Genomic DNA, 17346 nt, shown 5'->3' on the forward strand with positions numbered 1-17346 from the left:
AGTTATAAAGGCTCCTGTGACAATTGTATCATCATTATAATGAGAAACAGAAAAATCACATAAATGCCTACCTATAGTATCTAATAGTACTTTTTCTAATTTCGATACCATGCAGTTTTAGGCCAATTGTGATGTCGTTTCTTTTGACTCTTCCCTGATGAGCAGTCTTTGACTCCGTGTCCATGCTCATTAAGTCCTTGCTAAAAATATTAATTGGATTTGAATTAATATTACTAAAAACAATCAAAAGCACCGAGAAAATTGAAATTACAACAAACAAAATTAACTTATCCGTTTTCATAGGTGTTATGTTACATAAATAATATTTAGTGATAAAATATTATCACGAAAAATAATAAATTAAGGAGACTACAAAATGAAAGCTAAAACAATTCTTATATCAACATCACTCATTATCATTTTATCGATTGGTTTTCTTGCTTTCGACCTTTTGTTTGCTGACCATGCAGCAGTGAGCATTCAAATGAGAGCAATAACTTTATCAAATACTAAAATTAAAAAGTTTAGCAAAAATTGGGCCACTTATAACTACATAAAACGCCATAAATATGAACCACTCAAAAATTTATCTGATGATCAAGGGTCAGTTAATCTTCATTATTATGTAGGATCAATTGGCAACAAAAGCATTGGCATTTATGGTTATCTAAACTATTCTGGGTTCAAAATTTTATTCCCACAATTTCAAGTGAAATACATAGAGCTAGAATAATCAAACTGAATAGATAATATTAACAATGTTGGTTTTAAAATGAAAAAAATAAAATCAAAAACGTGGTAATTCAATTGGCATTAACTTCGAGAGTAAGACAAAAAAGAGCCCACCATTAGCTGATAAGCTCAATCATCAGTTCACCACAAACTGGTGATTTGTGTATCTCTTACTATCAGTCATTATTCCAGTAATAATTAATTTATTAACTCATTTGATTGAAAAATTAATTGACTTTTTACTTAATAGGCAAACTACATAAAATTATTTTCTTTCATGTTATCCTAGCGATTAATCGCATCACAATCAATTCGTTCCTTATGCTCGCTCAGGTCTAATCCCTTAGCCTCTTCTTCTGGAGTAACTCGCATCTTCGTAACGTGCTTTAGCACTAACACAATCAAAACGACCATGACGGTCACAAACACGATACTGAAACCAGTTGCCAGCAGCTGAATCCAAAACTGATGGAGTGAACCACCAGCAAAGATGCCACTAAACTTCACCTGCGGATTGATTGCCTTACTAGCGAACAGTCCGGTCAAAAGACTACCAACGATTCCAGATACCCCATGACAACCGAACGCATCCAACGTATCGTCGACGTGCAAACGGGGCTTTAAGTATTTAATGAACGTGTAACTACATAAGGTGGCAATGACGCCAATCGCAATCGCACTGCCAATTCCAACAAACCCACAGGCCGGAGTGATGGCAACCAGGCCACACAAAGTTCCGGTACATGCGCCCATCAGGGATGGTGCGCCTAGGATGAAGACGTCCAAAATAATCCATGTTAACATCGAGGTTGCCGTAGCAATCGTGGTTGTCAGCATCGCCTGAAACGCGATGTGATTAATGGCAAGTGCCGACCCACAGTTAAAACCGTACCAACCAAGCCACAAGATGACCGTTCCCAAAAAGACCCAGGTCAGGTTATAGGCTTTATCGTTCTTACCCCGTTTGTGTTTCCCAAGCATGATGGCCAACACCAGGGCGGTAATTCCCGCGTTAATGTGAATGACCGTTCCCCCGGCAAAATCCAAGACGCCCAACTGTTGTAAGAAACCACCACCCCACACAATGTGAACGAGTGGGTAGTAAATCAAGATACACCAGGCAATCGTGAACAAGATTAGGAACTTAAACTTCATCCGGCCAACGATTCCACCAATCCAAAGGGCTGGCGTGATGATGGCAAACATCATCTGAAACAGCATGTATGAACCGTTGGAGATGGGACCGGCAGTTGCTGGGGCGGTAAAGTTGAAATTATGTAACATGAAATCATGCAGCCCACCGATAACGTTGAAATAGTTTCCTGAAAATGAGAGCGAGTAGCCAATGATGACCCACAAAAGAACGGGGATGCTGCACATGATGAAGACCGACATCAGGGTGTTCACCACGTTTTTTCTTGAAACCATCCCGGCGTAGAAAAACGCCAGCCCCGGTGTCATGAAGAACACCAAAATCGTACAGATAAATACAAAAACCTCGTTTGCTGCCATGTAAGTCACGCCCGTTCATCAATTTAGTATACTAATAGTCTAGGCTTTAATTTTCATTTGAACAGGTTTAATGTCTCAAAACGTTACATGGAAGACGGAAAAGTTTCATCAAGTCTCCTTTCTTGACGTTTACGCCATATGAGGGTTTACCCTTTAACTGTATTAAGAAGGGAGTTGTTATGATGTCTGTTAAAGATAAAGTTGTTGTCATCACCGGTGGCTCTTCTGGAATGGGAGAAGCTACCGCTAAGTTGGCCCTCAAAAGAGGTGCCAAAGTGGTCGTTGGATCACGAAACGAAGAAAAATTAGAACGAATGGCCGATGAAGTTGACCATCCCGAAAACTTTGCCTATCAACAAACTGACGTTACGAAAAAAGACGAGGTGCAATCCTTAGTCGATTTAGTCATCAAAAAGTTTGGCAAGCTCGATGTAATTTATAACAACGCTGGCATCATGCCGCAGGGAATGGTTGACGATCCAGCTAAATTGAGCGAATGGCAGGATATTTTAAACACCAATATCATGGGAGTATTAAACGGCATTGTGGCCGCGGTTCCTCAAATGAAGAAACAGGGTCACGGCCTAATCATGGCTACCGATTCGGTCGCTGGTCACGTGGTTTACCCTGGTTCAGCCGTTTACAATGGTTCCAAGTATGCCGTCAAAGCCATCATGGAAGGCCTACGTCAGGAACAACATCAAAACGGCATCAAGACCGGGATTGTCTCACCCGGAGCCGTTGATACCAACCTGATGTCAACCGTTCACGACGATCAAATTCAAAAGAGTATTGAACAAAATAACAACACCAAGTATGGCTGGTTAGAACCTGACGACATCGCAGAAATTGCCGTCTTCATGATGAGTCAACCAGAAAACGTTGACATTAACGAAGTTTTGGTTCGCCCAACCGACCAAGACGTTTAATAAAACCTTGATTTAACTCCTACTCAATGAGTGAGAGTTTTTTGTCACAGAATCTTAATCAATTTTGGAACCCATTTACTTGAATCAGGACTAAATTTAGCGTTAAATGATCTCGTATCGGAAGTCATAAGTTAGAAGAGGGGTTTTATTATGACAATCGAAAATAAAGTTGTAGTTATCACCGGTGGTAGTTCTGGGGTGGGAGCTGCCACCGCCAAGTTAGCTTTGTCTAGGGGAGCCAAAGTGGTCGTCGGTGCTAGAAATGAGGAACAACTTGAAGAGCTTTCCACCGAAGTTGACAATCCAAAAAACTTTTCTTACAAAATTACGGATGTTACTAAGAAAGAAGACGTTCAGGAACTGACCGGTATGGCAATCGACAAGTACGGTCAACTAGACGTCATGTATAACAACGCTGGCATCATGCCACAGGGTCCTGTCGACGACCCAGATCGTTTAGCCGATTGGAAAAAAGCCATTGACACCAACATCATGGGCGTTTTAAACGGGATTGTGGCGGCGGTCCCACAAATGAAACAACAGGGTCAAGGTTTAATCATGGCCACCGATTCAGTCGCTGGTCACGTGGTTTACCCTAATTCGGCCGTTTATAATGGTTCCAAGTACGCCGTCAAAGCCATCATGGAAGGTCTCCGTCAGGAACAACACCAAAATGGAATTCGGACTGGGATCGTCTCACCCGGCTTTGTCGACACGAACCTGATGGACACCATCAACGATGACAAGATTAAAAAACAGATTGAAGCTGGCAAACATGGTTGGTTGAGTCCCGAAAACATCGCAGAAATTGCGGTCTTCATGATGAGTCAACCAGAAAACGTTGATATTAACGAAGTCTTGGTTCGTCCAACTGACCAGGATGTGTAAGTGAATATACCAAATAAGCCCTTACTCAAATCGAGTAAGGGCTTATTTTTTTGGAAAACTAGTCATTCTAATTTCATTAAACTATTGTTCAGTCAAACATAATTAATCCTTATCAACAATCAACAACGATTTAATGGCTTCCCGCTTATCCATAGCAGCGTAAGCATCCTTGACGTGGTCTAAATCAAATTCCTTGGTAAAGACTTTTCCGGGATTAATCTTGCCGTCAAGAACCGCCTTCAGCAAAACATCACGGTCGTAGGTGGTAACGGGCGCAATGCCACCACGTAAACCGGTATTGTTATAGAACAAGTTGTTGGTGTTCATCTCGGCCTTTTGCGGAATTCCTACTCGGCCAACGATGGCACCCGGTCTAGCAACCTTAGTTGCCGTATCCACCGACTGCTCGGTTCCAACACATTCAAGGATGGCATCAGCGCCAGCACCGTCGGTTAGCTCCATCACATGCTTAACCGCTTCATCCCCACGTTCTGGGACAATGTCAGTGGCGCCAAACTCCTTGGCTAACTTTTGGCGGTCCTCGTGACGACTCATGGCAATGATTCGTTTTGCGCCACGCAACTTGGCCGCAATTACACCACAAAGGCCGACGGCACCATCACCCATGACGACAACGGTGTCACCATCTTTCACTTCGGCGCTAGCAGCGGCGTGATAACCAGTTGCCATAACGTCAGAGAGGGTAACCAGTGACTTCAACATTTCATCCGAATAGTCCGATGGTTGACCGGGAATCTTGACGAGCCCCCAGTTAGCGTTGATGTATCTGAAGTACTGAGCTTGATAACCAATGTTGGCGCCTTTCTCCTGGTTCATACAGTTACCGTCAAAGCCCGCCAAACAAGCGGCACAGTGACCACAACCATGGGTAAATGGGGCAATCACAAAGTCACCGGGTTGAACGTCCTTGACGTCGGACCCAACTGAATCGACAATCCCGATGGCTTCGTGACCAACAAAGGTATCGCGTTTTCGTTCGTCAATGCCACGATACCACCAGAGATCAGAACCACAAACGCTGGCCCGTACCACCTTAATAATGGCGTCGGTTGGCTTTTCAATCTTTGGTTTAGGCGTGTCAACGAGTTCGACATCGCCCGGTTTAATAAATTCAGTTGCTTTCATTTTAATTCCTCACATTCATTAATTATGCTTTCCGATTAATTCCCAAACTTTCCCTTACATCCAGCTGGTCGTCTTGTAGCAGGCGGGTCGCCAGGTCAGCAATACTGGCAACGGCCACCCGATTGCCGCTAACATCTTGACCTTTATACGTAATTTCGTATTCACTACTGCCGTTATCAAACCATCCCGGTCGAATTAACGTGTAATCTAAATCAGAACCCTCAATCACATCGGCCGCCTTTCGATAAGGTGCTAGTCGTGGATTGTTCTTCAGGTTTCCACTTGCCGAAATTTCTTCAGGGACTTCATTATAAATGCCCATTGACGTAATGAAGACTAGGCGTTTGACGTTTTCATCATCCATGGCGGCCACAACGTTCCTGGCCATTTCCGGTAAGTCGCCACTAAGCGCCACAAACACTTCGTCCTGACCATGCACTACTTTTTCAAGGTCAGATAAATCATTTACGTTGCCACTTACGGCTCGTTCACGATCATCATCACTAAACCTTTGACCTGCACTTCTTGAAAAGAGTGTCAAAAAATCATCGGTCTTTTCCAACAGGTTCTTTCTGACCTCTTGGCCCACGTTTCCGGTCGCTCCAATAATTAAAATTTTCTTCATAAATTATGCCTTTCGCATTCTCATTATTTAACGAAATTTTGAATGGTCTTTGGATCACGATGGTCAAAGAATTGGCTTTCACCCTTGTCTAACTTGGCGATTTGGCTCATATCATCGTCACTTAATTCAAAGTCGAAGATATCGATGTTTTCTTCCATCCGATTCTTATGAGTTGATTTAGCCAGGGTCACGATTCCACGTTGAAATTCCCAACGTAAGATGACCTGACCAACACTCTTATCGTACTTGTCACCGATTGCTTTCAGGGTTTCATTGTTAAAGATAGCGTGTTTGCCTTCCGCAAATGGAGCCCAAGCTTCTGGACGAACATCAAATGATTCCAGATAGTCGACGGCGGTCTTTTGTTGTTCCCAAGGATTAATCTCAATCTGATTAACGGCGGGTTTAACGTCGTTAAATAGTGCCAAATTGGTAATCTGATCATCGTAGAAGTTGGAAACCCCAATGGACTTAATTTTGCCCGCTTTTTGAAGTTCTTCAAGGGCCCGCCATGAACCGAAGGTGTCGCCGTAAGGCTGGTGAATCAGATATAAATCAAGGTAATCCAGTCCCAATTTTTTGAGGCTGGTTTCAAACATGTTCATGGTTTTGTCGTAACCACTGTCAGTGAACCAGACCTTAGAGGTGACAAATAAATCCTCGCGTTTTACGCCAGACTTCTTTAAACCCCGACCCACGGCTTCTTCGTTTCGGTAGTATTGAGCCGTATCGATTAAACGATAACCCGATGCGATGGCGTCGATGACCGATTGTTCGGCCTCTTCTGGGTTGGTGATTTGAAAGGTCCCAAAACCAGTTGCGGGCATTTGGTTACCGTCATTTAATGTAAAGTATTCCATGATAACTCTCCTTATTAGTTATTTATTAACTACCCCATAATTTACACCTTTACTTGGACTTGAATGCAAGTAAAGCGTTTTGTAGAAAAGAAAAAAACAACCAAAGATTGGTTGTCTTAAACCGAGTCATCTTCAAATTTTGCCATCCAGTACACGTCATGGTAACTTCCGTTAACGTAAAACTGGTCTTTGAGCGTTCCTTCAATCTTAAACCCAAACTTTTCGTAAATGTGAACGGCGGGTTTGTTTTGCACGTCAACGTATAAGAAAATCTTGTGGAGGTTTAACGTCTCAAATCCATAGTTCACACAAGCGTCAAACGCCGCCTGGGCAATGCCATTACCAACGAATTCGTCGCCAAGCGCAATCTCAATCTCAGCGTTTCGATCGCGTGGATTAATATCAATCAATGCCACGATTCCAGCGAACTTGCCCTTGACGTCAATCGCAAAATTGCGAATAGCGGGGTCGTTGTTTTCACGCTCGTATCTTTCGTTAAGGGACGACACAGAAAGATACGGTTCGGTGAACCAGTAGTCCATGGCCCGTTTATCATTAAACAGTTCATGGAGTTTGGGTAAATCAGTTTTCTCTAAAGCACGTAATTTCATTAATTATTCCTCGGTTATCTTTTAATTAGTGCCTAAATCTTATCAATCTTTCGCCACTTTGACAATTTATGAAGAAGAAACAGAAGTAAAACAAATGAACCCATAAAGTCGACTTTTGGTCCGACTCTATGAGTTCATCCCGTTTCTAATTATTAATATTGATTATCATTTTGCTTTATCAGGGTGTCCCTGCAAGTAGATGGTGTGGGTGTTTAAGAATTCATCAATTCCATGTTTACCATCGTCACCACCAATTCCAGATTCTTTCCAACCAGAATGTGAACCATTAATGGCTTCGAAGTTGTAACGGTTAATGTAGGTTTCACCGTCTTCGAGTTCATTTGCGGCTCGATGAGCGTTATCCAGATTCTCGGTAAAGATTGATGAAGTAAGGCCAAAGTCACTATCGTTAGCCATCTTGATGGCATCACTTAGGGTCTTGAAGGTCACAATTGGGAGAACCGGTCCAAAGATTTCATCCTGAATAATCTCAGAATCCTGTTTGACGTTCGTGATGACCGTTGGTTCATAGTAAAAGCCACCTTCGATGTTCAACTTGTGACCACCAGCGGTAACCTTACCCCCGGCTTCAACGGCTCGGTCAACCATTTTCGAAACTTTATCCAAAGCTCCTTGGTTAATCAGTGGACCCATCCCAACGTTTTCGTCCTTCATCGGATCGCCAACCGTGATTTCTGACATTTTCTTCGATAATTTCTTGATAAATTCGTCGGCCACGTCTTCTTGGACGTATACTCGTTCACAGTTATTACAGATCTGACCGTTATTATCAACTCGGGAATCAATGATGGATTGAACCGCCAAGTCAATATCAGCATCCTTACATACAATGGCGGGAGCTTTTCCACCGAGTTCAAGTGACACTTTGGCCAAATGGGTAGCGGCACTCGTCATGACTCGTTTCCCTGATTCAACCGAACCAGTCAGACTGATAATGCCAACCTTTTTATTCTTTGACAATTCGTCGCCAACAACCGAACCTGGTCCCGTGACAATGTTAACGACGCCCTTAGGAATGCCAACTTTTTCAACGATTTTAGCGAATTCAAGCGCTAAGTTAGGGGTGTCAGAACTTGGTTTCATCACAATGGTATTCCCGGTGACTAGTGCTGGACCCATCTTTCTGGCAATTAAGAAGAACGGGAAGTTCCATGGAAGAATGCCGGCCGCAACGCCAATTGGTTGCTTTTCAATCATGATACTTTCGTCCTCATTATCGGATTGAAGAATCTCACCTTCATAGGTTCGACTGGCACTTCCCATGTAGTCAAAGTAATCGGCTGAGAACAGGATCTCAGTGGTGGCAAGTGACTTAATCTTACCCTGTTCTTCTTGAAGCATGTAAATCAAATGATCTTTTTGTTTACGAACTTCGTTTGCGACCGCGTGCAAATACTGACCACGAGTGGCAGCCGGAACCTTCTTCCATGATTCTTCGGCTTTAGCTGCGGCATCGATGGCTTGTTTAGTCTCTTCCTTACTAGCACTAGGAACGGTTGAGATCGCCTGTCCCGTCGCTGGATTGAGCACCGTTAATACTTTTCCTGAATCTGAATCTTTAAATTCTCCGTTAATGTACATTTGGTAATGTTTTAATTCAGCCATAATATGATGCTTCCTTTCAATAACATTTAATTTCAACAATCATGTTAAAGTGATTTAATCAACCTTATTTTCCGGGTTGGTAGTCCTTATCAATTACTAGTACCGGTTTAATCGTCTTTCCGCTGATGGAATCAGCATTGGCTTCGTTGATTTCATCAAATGGGTAGAACTTCTCGGTCTTATCAAAGTCGAACATGCCTAATTGGTAAAAACGAATTAAACGGGGAACGTCGACTTGCGGAATCGAATCACCCATGTTAACACCGACAACCTTGCGATCACTGGTACAAAGGTCGTTCCAAGTATCCAAGTTAATGTGCTGGTCGGTTACGGCAATCGTAGCCGTTGTTCCGCCTTGAGCCAAGGCTTGAATCGAACTTTCCATGACCTGTTTAACACCAGTGGTATCAACGGCGTAGTCAACTCCGTGCCCATTAGTTAATTTCTTGATGGCTTCAATGGGATCCTCGTCTTTACTGTTGATGGCATCAGTGGCGCCGAGTTCCTTGGCCAACTTCAAACGGGAAGGAACGATGTCAACGGCAATCACACTGGTACATCCGGAAATCCGACCAGCCATCATGGCAGCTAACCCAACGGCTCCAGTCCCAAAGACTGCAATCGTTGAGCCGGGCTCGGGCTTTAAAGTGTTAAAGACCGTTCCGCTACCAGTCACGTAGCCACAACCTAATGGTCCTAACTTTCTCAAATCGAGGTCCTTTGAGACCTTAACGGCGTTTCGTTCACGAACCACCGTGGTCGTGGTAAACGATGATTGGTCAAACATGTCGGCAACATCGTGCCCATTTTCGGTAAAGTGCGCACTGCCGTCGGGACGAACCCCCGATAGGTTATTGGCCGCATAGTTTAAACATTGAGTGGGAATTCCCCTTAAACAGTTAATGCAGTTTCCACAACCATAAAATGACAGAACGACGTGATCGCCGGGCTTAAAGTCTTTTACTTCCGAACCAACCTTTTCGACAATCCCAGAACCTTCATGACCCAGAATAATCGGATAACCAATCTCTGCCGTGCCCTTTCTTAAAGCTTCATCTGAGTGACAAATTCCGGTCGCAACCATGTGAACTTGTAAATCATCTGGTTGCATTTTGGCTAATTCGACATCATCTTTAATTTCGAACTTGCCATTTTTCTTATTAACGACCGCTGCTTCAATCTTCATAAGTAAACCCTCCCATAATGTAAAATTGTTAATTATTGAGCAATTATGATCAAAGAAAAAGCTGATTTCATTAATCAACAATTGATTTTTTAAACTCTTTTCTATAAAACAGGATTGGAATTTTCGAAATGATTGGTTTGATCTGTAACCGCTTACAGATTGTTATACTCGTCTTCTAGAAAAATTCAAGTTATAACACATCAAAATCATAATTATCTAAGAAATTATTCTTTCAAACCCTTGTGTTTCTAGTAGAGTCAAAAGCAAAGAAATTCCCCAATATTGTGATGAAATAAACTTTAATTATGTATAAAAAAGAGAATCCCAATAAATGGATTCCCCTTACTTAATTATTTAATTTTTGCTGGATTCAAGATTGGCTTCTCCCAGAAATCAAGCGCACAAATCGAGTTGATAATGTAATAGATGTATTTGCCAACGTTTGCGAAGTTGCCTTGTACGATGGCCTTTAGTAACTGGATCAGATTGTAGACGAACCAGTACTTCCACTGAACGGTCAGTTTCATCGCGTTTAAAATGTTCGCCGAAAGCGACAAATCAAACGCAATCACAACAATCCAGAATAACAAATGCGTGTAACCATTAGGCCATCCCACTAAATTAGCCGCAAACGAAAATACCAGACTCAAAAGTAAAATGCTGGTCATGACAACCCACTTCTTGACGCCCGTATACGGTTTGGTCGCCTTGTACTTGGCGGTTTTCATCCACTTATTAATCGCAAACGTGTAGATGATGAAAGTCACCGGATAGGTAACGACCGCCGCTTTATTACCTAAAACGTAGTCAATAAAGCCGGACAGAATTACGTTAATGATGCCAATCACGTTGCCGAGGTTATTCATTCTCCCAGTTAAACGCGTTGAATAAATGGAGAGGACGGCGTTTACGATCGAAATAATTCCAAACGGAACAAAGACCGCCCAGGAGCCCCAGTGCGTGACGTCTGCCAGATTCTCCGTCAGATAACCACTCGCAATCGACGCAATCACCACAATTGCAACTCCAACTAGGTCAAACCATCGACTTTTTGCTAATGCATGTAACATTATGAACATCTCCTCATTGTTTTTAGCGAGGCGTATCGGAAGCAACCCTCGTTATTTAGTTTTTTGTTACAAACAATTGAACGGCTTGATTATAACACCATTATCATTACTAGAAGCCAAATTTTGAACGTAAAAAAAGACAACCCGGATGGATTGCCTAATTAATCTAGTTCGATTTGCTTTGACTATCTTTCGCTGTTTCTTGATGCTTAGTCTTAGAACTATCTTTATTTGTAAAGTGATTAATGACCATGTGTAAAACAATAATAAACAGGATGGCACCAACTAGGACGCCGACAATTCGCTTTAAACTACCGTTAATGATGTACATCCCACCAACGATATAAATAATTGACTGTGGAATTGACCCAATCACGACCGCTATGATCAGTAATTTGCGTGATATTTTGAACCGTGAAGCCGCGTAACTAATTAAATAAACGGGGAAGAATGGGATGGCATAACCAATACACAGAATGATAAAGGGATGCTTAACGTTACTAAAACTCAATTCTTTATCTCGATAATTACTGGCGATGTTACGGACGGACTTAATCAACTTAACACTGCATAGTCCACCAAGGGTTAACCCAATTAAATTAATAAAAAAGCCCAAAACGTTCCCGAAACAAATACCGGCTAGCACACAGATTACTTGATAAGGAACAAACGGTAACAGCGTCGCAAACGTTAAAACAATTAAAAACAGAGCCGCATCAATGACCCCATGCTCATGAATTTCTTTGACGGCCACGCCCCGCTGACTCGGATCAAAAAACATCCGAATCTGTGGAAAATAATCTTTAAACAGAATCACTAATCCAATAACAACGATAATCGCTAAAAGACAGTATACGATTTTCTTGTTTTCTAATTTTTTTATGATGATAAACTTCCCCTAACATTAATTGAATAGGGAGATTCTAACACATGTCACGAAACGATAAAACTGATTTTACAAAATTAAATTCGATAATGCCATTTCTTTTCTAACTTTCATCACTAGTCTATAATCAATCCTAATAGTCACATTCAAGGAGGTATTTACTTTGCACATTGACACAAAATTAATTCACGGCGGGATCACCGGTGACAAGAAAACGGGAGCCGTTTCCGTCCCGGTCTATCGCGCCTCAACTTTCAAACAAACTAAGCTGGGCGGCAATCCACGCTGGGAATACTCACGGACGGGCAATCCGACCCGTTACGCCTTTGAAACCCAGATGGCAGAACTCGAAAACGGAACCGCCGGCTTTGCCTTCGGTTCGGGGACCGCTGCCATCAATACCATCCTTTCTATGTATTCCAAGGGTGACCACATCATTGTCGGACAAGACCTGTACGGCGGGACGATTCGTCTGATTAATCAGGTGATGAAACGTTTTGGACTAGAGTTTACGGCCGTTGACATGCAAGATGTAGACGCCGTTGAAGCTGCTTTTCAGCCCAACACTAAGGCCATTTACTTTGAGACCCCTACGAACCCACTGCTGACGGTAGCCGACATTCATAAATTATCCGAAATGGCGAAAAAACACGGTGCCAAAACCATCGTTGATAACACCTTTGCGACCCCTTATAATCAGAAGCCGTTGGATTTGGGTGCAGACGTGGTGGTGCACTCCGCCACCAAGTATCTCGGCGGACACAGTGACGTCGTGGCGGGCGTTGCCGTTACTAACGATGACCAGATTGCCGAACAGTTGGCCTTCCTGCAGAATTCCATCGGTAGTACGCTTGGACCAGATGACAGTTGGTTGGTTCAACGTGGTATTAAGACGCTGGGTGCTCGCATGAGGGTTCACCAAGACAACACGAACGCCATTCTTGATTTTCTCAAAAATGAACCAAAAGTGGCGAAGGTTTACTATCCCGGTGACCCTGACAATCCGAACTACGAAGTGGCAAAGAAACAGATGCGTAACTTTGGTCCCATGATTTCGTTTGAACTTCAACCAGGACTATCGGCGAAGACCTTTGTCGAAAGTTTGAAAATTATCACCCTGGCTGAAAGCCTTGGTGGCGTGGAAAGCCTGATTGAAGTTCCAGCGGTCATGACCCACGGTTCCGTTCCAAGAGCAGAACGTCTAAAAGACGGAATTGCTGACGGTCTGATTCGTTTGTCAGTCGGAATTGAGGATAAAGAAGATCTACTGGACGATTTAAAACAGGCGTTTGATAAAATTTAGGAAGCAAAGAGCTAGCATATTTAGATACGAATATGCTAGCTTCTTTATTTTGCCGAATGATATTTTTTAATCATAAGGTACCAAATTAACTGACAAATAAGTAGAATTACATATGGAACTAACAAGATCCCAAAAGTAATCCATTTTAGTTTAGTGTTTTGAACTACACTCGTCGCATCAACTTTTCTAACAAAAATTAGCGTTGTAAATACAACAAACGTTAATGCTTCAAAAATGGATACTCCAGCCCATAATTTCATATGTAAAGCCCTCCAATAATTCTAATAATATTATTTTCACATGATTATACACATTATTCGTAAGGTCGTCTATAATTGCCTAAATGAGCCAATTCCATTGAAGGAGCATCTATCATGAACAATGTTAATCACGCATCAAAAATAATGGGACGCAACATCATGATAGAGAGAAAAAGACATGACTTATCTCAATCTGAACTAGCAGACGAAATCTGTTCACAGTCTATGATTAGTAATATCGAAATGGGAAATTATATCCCAAATGCCATTCTTCTATCACAAATCTGCCATAAATTAGACATTTCCATTGATAGTGTGCTACTAGCTGACTACTTTGAAATCAGCTCATTCAAAGACATTACGAAAAAAATCGAAAATTTATGTAATCAACATGAATATCGTAAATTGATCGACTTGCTGGACCATTCAGATGTCATCAATCAACTTCACTACGACAAAGATTTTCAGAAATATTACTATTATTATGGTTGTGCGGTATTTCAACTAAAGCAGGATCCAAAGGAATCTGCCAAAATTCTTAAAATGGCATTGCAATACACCTATAATCCAAAAGCTAAGCGAAATTTATCGTCGATTGAAATTCTTCTACTTAGTGCCATTGATTTTATTAATTCCAAATCGTCAAAACTCAATAACGAGCAATTCAACTCTTTAATCAATAAAATTAAAAACGGTGACTTCAAAGATTACAGTGAAAATTTAAACGTTGTCTTTTATCAATATGCTTTAGCTCTATATGATCACCAAAAATATAGCGATGCAATTGATACGATTTCCGATGGAATTATTTGGATCACAAAAAGCAATTCTAACTATATGTTGTCTGATTTATATTTCTTACTATCAAAATGCTATGAAAAGTTGCGTGATAAAGATAACGAAAATAAATCTAGAAAAAGTGCCAATGTTTTATCAGATGTATTCAACCAAAAAATTAACAGAAAACTATAAACTTTAGACGATTTCATAACCTTTTTCTTAACCAAAGTAAGATAATCAATTTAATAAAAAATAATACAAAGAATATTGCGTAAACTACCAATGCTGTAGTAAGTAAAGATACAGAAAAAACTTCACTAATTAACAGACTGATAAAGAAAAGTACAATCAATTGCCACAACATAAGCATCCCTCCTTTAACTAAATATAAGAGTAATTGAGCTTACTAAAAAACGATAATTAGAATACTAATTATCGTTTTTCTATCTGCTTATTTAAAATTAAATCATAAAAAATAAGGGAGAAATTAATATGAAAGCAATTGTTCAAACCAATTATGATGGAATTGACGGTCTGGTATCTAAAGAAATATCACAACCAAGAACATTACCATTATCTAGTTTAATCAAAGTAAAGTACGTACCAGTTTTACCGTGGGATATTTATAGTGAAAATGGATTACTAGGGGATTTAAATTCAAAGGTACTTCCTAATGTTATTGGATATAGTTTTTCCGGTACCATCCAAAATTCGGGATTATTAAAAAACAGCAAGAATATCAACCAAAATGTGATTGGAGTTTCAACCACTGGAAGCTATGCCGAATATGTTTCACCAAAAATACCATTTTATACATTTAAATTGCCTAACGGAGTCTCTTTGAAACAAGGTGCTACCATTTTTGGCGGTGCAGATACTGCTCTAATGGTGATCCAAGAATCAAAAATCAATCACAATGATAAAGTCCTTTTAATAGGAGCATCCGGTGGTGTCGGAACTTACCTAATTCAAATGTTAAATTTATTAGGAATCGATACAGTAATTTTTTCCTCTAAAATCGATCAAAAGTTCTTATCTAGTAATTTTAAAAATAATATTGTGACCGATAAAAATGAGTTGTCTAACAACCAGTTCAACTATGTTTTAGACACAACTGGAAATGTACAAATATTGCACAGTTTAGAGGTCAAATTATGTAAGAACGGAACCATTTTTTCGTCAGCATTACCTAACTTTATTCCCATTCGGAAAGAGATTAATTATCTGTTTAAAAATAAACCAATTGCTCCTCAAAAATACAACAAAATTATCCAAATGCTAAATGATGGTTCTTTAAAATCCTATATTGACTCAATCTATGATTTTAATCATGTCAAAGAAGCTCAAAAACATTTAAGTGATCATGGAAAACAAGGAAGAATTTTAGTAAAGATAAATTAACGCCAGAAAATTTCATACTTAGTTTAACGGTAACTTTTATTCCAAAAAATTTAAAAAGTTTTTCCTTCATTATATCAACGGTTAAACCACACAATATTACTTAAGAAGTTAAGTGTTTTAAACTGTTTTATCCTGTAGAACTGATATACAGGCTCAAATGCCTCAGCGTACAGATGTGTTACATCGCTTCCCAAAACATCCTGAATAAGGAGGAGCATGATGAACAGATCGAGAGGTGTGCGTCATTTGGATATTATTAGCATATGCCACGTCACAGATAGTAATGACAATTTCAAAAGCCATTTTCTACCTTGCCAAAACATATGCGATAATAAAAAAAGCTAATCATCACTGATTAGCCCAACCAATTAACGCACCTGAAATACGCGCTTGGAAGAGATGCGCAATATCTCTTCCTTTTTTATTACACTATTATTATATGTGATAAATGCATAAATGTCAATCCAACTTTTTTTACTCCCAATCAACCTCAATCTGTTAAACTGAAACCAAATAATTAATGGGAGGCATATTATGACTAGAAAAATTGGAATCATTGGTGACGGTCACGTTGGATCAACGGTGGCAAACTACATTGTTGTAAGTGGGTTCGCCGATGACTTAGTAATGATTGATAAAAACGACGCCAAGGTCAACGCTGACGCCATTGACTTTCGGGAGGGGATGCCTAATCTACCCTTTCACACCAATATCGTTGTAAATGATTACGACGCCTTAAAGGACGCCGACGTTGTTATCTCGGCCCTTGGTAAGATTAAACTGTCAAATAACGACAGCGACAATCGTTTTGCCGAATTATCCTACAACATCGAACAGGTCAAAGAGGTCGCACCCAAGATTCGTGATTCCGGTTTTAATGGCGTTTTGATTGCCATTACCAATCCAGTTGACGTGATTACTCAGTTGTACCAACAAATTACTGGTTTACCAAAAAAGCACGTCATTGGAACGGGAACACTCCTAGATTCTGCCAGAATGAAGCGTGCCGTTGGTGAAAAGCTAGGCATTGATTCGCGCTCGGTGACTGGTTACAACCTTGGCGAGCACGGTAACTCCCAGTTTACCGCATGGTCGACCGTTCGGGCTCTTGACCAACCAATTGAAAAGTTAGTCAAAAGTCGTCATCTTGACCTCGACACTTTAGACCAGGAAGCACGCCACGGCGGTTTTAGAGTAATGCAAGGTAAGGGTTACACCAGTTACGGAGTTGCCAGTGCCGCAGTACGACTCGCCAACACCGTTCTCTCTGATGCCCGCACCGTTTTGCCAGTCTCAAACTACCGTTCTGACTATGGCGTATACTTCTCCTACCCAGTTGTGGTTGGAAGAGACGGCATCATTGAAGATGTCCCACTTGATTTAACCGATGAAGAAAAGGATAAACTCCAAGCTTCAGCTGATTTCATCAAAAATAACATTGAAAAATATAATTAAGAAATAAAAACACACCATAACCACTAGATTTTCTAGCAGTTACGGTGTGTTTTAGTACTGTCAGCAATTAAAATCA

The 17346-nt window shown here is 40.8% G+C and carries 17 protein-coding genes; 7 read left to right on the forward strand and 10 right to left on the reverse strand.

Annotated features, from left to right (window positions below; genetic code table 11):
- Positions 1 to 376: 376 nt before the first annotated feature.
- Positions 377 to 733: a hypothetical protein gene (locus tag AC6UDC_RS00245; protein ID WP_500720672.1), complete on the forward strand. Its 357-nt coding sequence runs from the start codon at positions 377 to 379 to the stop codon at positions 731 to 733.
- A 284-nt stretch (positions 734 to 1017) separates the two neighbouring features.
- Here the strand turns inward: AC6UDC_RS00245 and AC6UDC_RS00250 are convergent, their stop codons facing one another.
- Positions 1018 to 2244 carry an ammonium transporter gene (locus tag AC6UDC_RS00250; RefSeq protein WP_500720674.1) on the reverse strand — a complete coding sequence of 409 codons (1227 nt, stop codon included), beginning with the start codon at positions 2242 to 2244 and terminating at the stop codon, positions 1018 to 1020.
- A 182-nt stretch (positions 2245 to 2426) separates the two neighbouring features.
- On the opposite strand from AC6UDC_RS00250, the gene AC6UDC_RS00255 reads away from it, so the two are divergent.
- A complete protein-coding gene (locus AC6UDC_RS00255) occupies positions 2427 to 3173 on the forward strand; it encodes an SDR family oxidoreductase (RefSeq protein WP_500720676.1) in 747 nt (248 codons plus the stop codon).
- A gap of 150 nt (positions 3174 to 3323) precedes the next feature.
- Entirely contained in the window at positions 3324 to 4061 is a 738-nt protein-coding gene (locus tag AC6UDC_RS00260; protein ID WP_500720678.1) for an SDR family oxidoreductase, read from the forward strand.
- A gap of 102 nt (positions 4062 to 4163) precedes the next feature.
- Here AC6UDC_RS00260 and AC6UDC_RS00265 read toward each other — a convergent pair whose 3' ends face one another.
- From AC6UDC_RS00265 to AC6UDC_RS00300, 8 genes are all read right to left on the reverse strand, one after another.
- On the reverse strand, positions 4164 to 5207 hold the full coding sequence (locus AC6UDC_RS00265) for a zinc-dependent alcohol dehydrogenase family protein (RefSeq protein WP_500706048.1): 1044 nt from the start codon (positions 5205 to 5207) through the stop codon (positions 4164 to 4166).
- A gap of 22 nt (positions 5208 to 5229) precedes the next feature.
- Positions 5230 to 5832 carry an NAD(P)H-binding protein gene (locus AC6UDC_RS00270; protein WP_500720680.1) on the reverse strand — a complete coding sequence of 201 codons (603 nt, stop codon included), beginning with the start codon at positions 5830 to 5832 and terminating at the stop codon, positions 5230 to 5232.
- 23 nt (positions 5833 to 5855) lie between these two features.
- A complete protein-coding gene (locus AC6UDC_RS00275; RefSeq protein WP_500720682.1) occupies positions 5856 to 6692 on the reverse strand; it encodes an aldo/keto reductase in 837 nt (278 codons plus the stop codon).
- Positions 6693 to 6808: 116 nt separating this feature from the next.
- Complete coding sequence (locus tag AC6UDC_RS00280; protein WP_500720684.1) at positions 6809 to 7303, reverse strand: GNAT family N-acetyltransferase; 495 nt, start codon at positions 7301 to 7303, stop codon at positions 6809 to 6811.
- A gap of 165 nt (positions 7304 to 7468) precedes the next feature.
- Positions 7469 to 8929, reverse strand: coding sequence for an aldehyde dehydrogenase (gene aldA / locus AC6UDC_RS00285; protein WP_500696236.1), 1461 nt, complete (start codon positions 8927 to 8929; stop codon positions 7469 to 7471).
- A 64-nt stretch (positions 8930 to 8993) separates the two neighbouring features.
- A complete protein-coding gene (locus AC6UDC_RS00290) occupies positions 8994 to 10115 on the reverse strand; it encodes an NAD(P)-dependent alcohol dehydrogenase (protein WP_500720686.1) in 1122 nt (373 codons plus the stop codon).
- Between the two features lie 350 nt (positions 10116 to 10465).
- A complete protein-coding gene (locus AC6UDC_RS00295) occupies positions 10466 to 11185 on the reverse strand; it encodes a nicotinamide mononucleotide transporter (RefSeq protein WP_500720688.1) in 720 nt (239 codons plus the stop codon).
- A 166-nt stretch (positions 11186 to 11351) separates the two neighbouring features.
- Complete coding sequence (locus AC6UDC_RS00300; protein ID WP_500720690.1) at positions 11352 to 12002, reverse strand: TVP38/TMEM64 family protein; 651 nt, start codon at positions 12000 to 12002, stop codon at positions 11352 to 11354.
- A gap of 232 nt (positions 12003 to 12234) precedes the next feature.
- On the opposite strand from AC6UDC_RS00300, the gene AC6UDC_RS00305 reads away from it, so the two are divergent.
- On the forward strand, positions 12235 to 13374 hold the full coding sequence (locus AC6UDC_RS00305; RefSeq protein WP_500720692.1) for a trans-sulfuration enzyme family protein: 1140 nt from the start codon (positions 12235 to 12237) through the stop codon (positions 13372 to 13374).
- A gap of 44 nt (positions 13375 to 13418) precedes the next feature.
- Here the strand turns inward: AC6UDC_RS00305 and AC6UDC_RS00310 are convergent, their stop codons facing one another.
- Positions 13419 to 13634: a DUF3923 family protein gene (locus AC6UDC_RS00310; RefSeq protein ID WP_500720694.1), complete on the reverse strand. Its 216-nt coding sequence runs from the start codon at positions 13632 to 13634 to the stop codon at positions 13419 to 13421.
- Positions 13635 to 13793: 159 nt separating this feature from the next.
- On the opposite strand from AC6UDC_RS00310, the gene AC6UDC_RS00315 reads away from it, so the two are divergent.
- The 3 genes from AC6UDC_RS00315 to AC6UDC_RS00325 all read left to right on the forward strand — a co-directional run bounded on the left by AC6UDC_RS00315 (position 13794) and on the right by AC6UDC_RS00325 (position 17270).
- A complete protein-coding gene (locus tag AC6UDC_RS00315) occupies positions 13794 to 14606 on the forward strand; it encodes a helix-turn-helix domain-containing protein (RefSeq protein ID WP_500720696.1) in 813 nt (270 codons plus the stop codon).
- A 300-nt stretch (positions 14607 to 14906) separates the two neighbouring features.
- Positions 14907 to 15815 (forward strand): zinc-binding dehydrogenase, encoded by a 909-nt coding sequence (locus AC6UDC_RS00320; protein WP_500720698.1) that lies wholly within the window; start codon positions 14907 to 14909, stop codon positions 15813 to 15815.
- Positions 15816 to 16349: 534 nt separating this feature from the next.
- On the forward strand, positions 16350 to 17270 hold the full coding sequence (locus AC6UDC_RS00325; RefSeq protein ID WP_500720700.1) for an L-lactate dehydrogenase: 921 nt from the start codon (positions 16350 to 16352) through the stop codon (positions 17268 to 17270).
- Positions 17271 to 17346 lie beyond the last annotated feature (76 nt).

It is taken from the genome of Fructilactobacillus sp. X7R7C1, assembly GCF_059901065.1.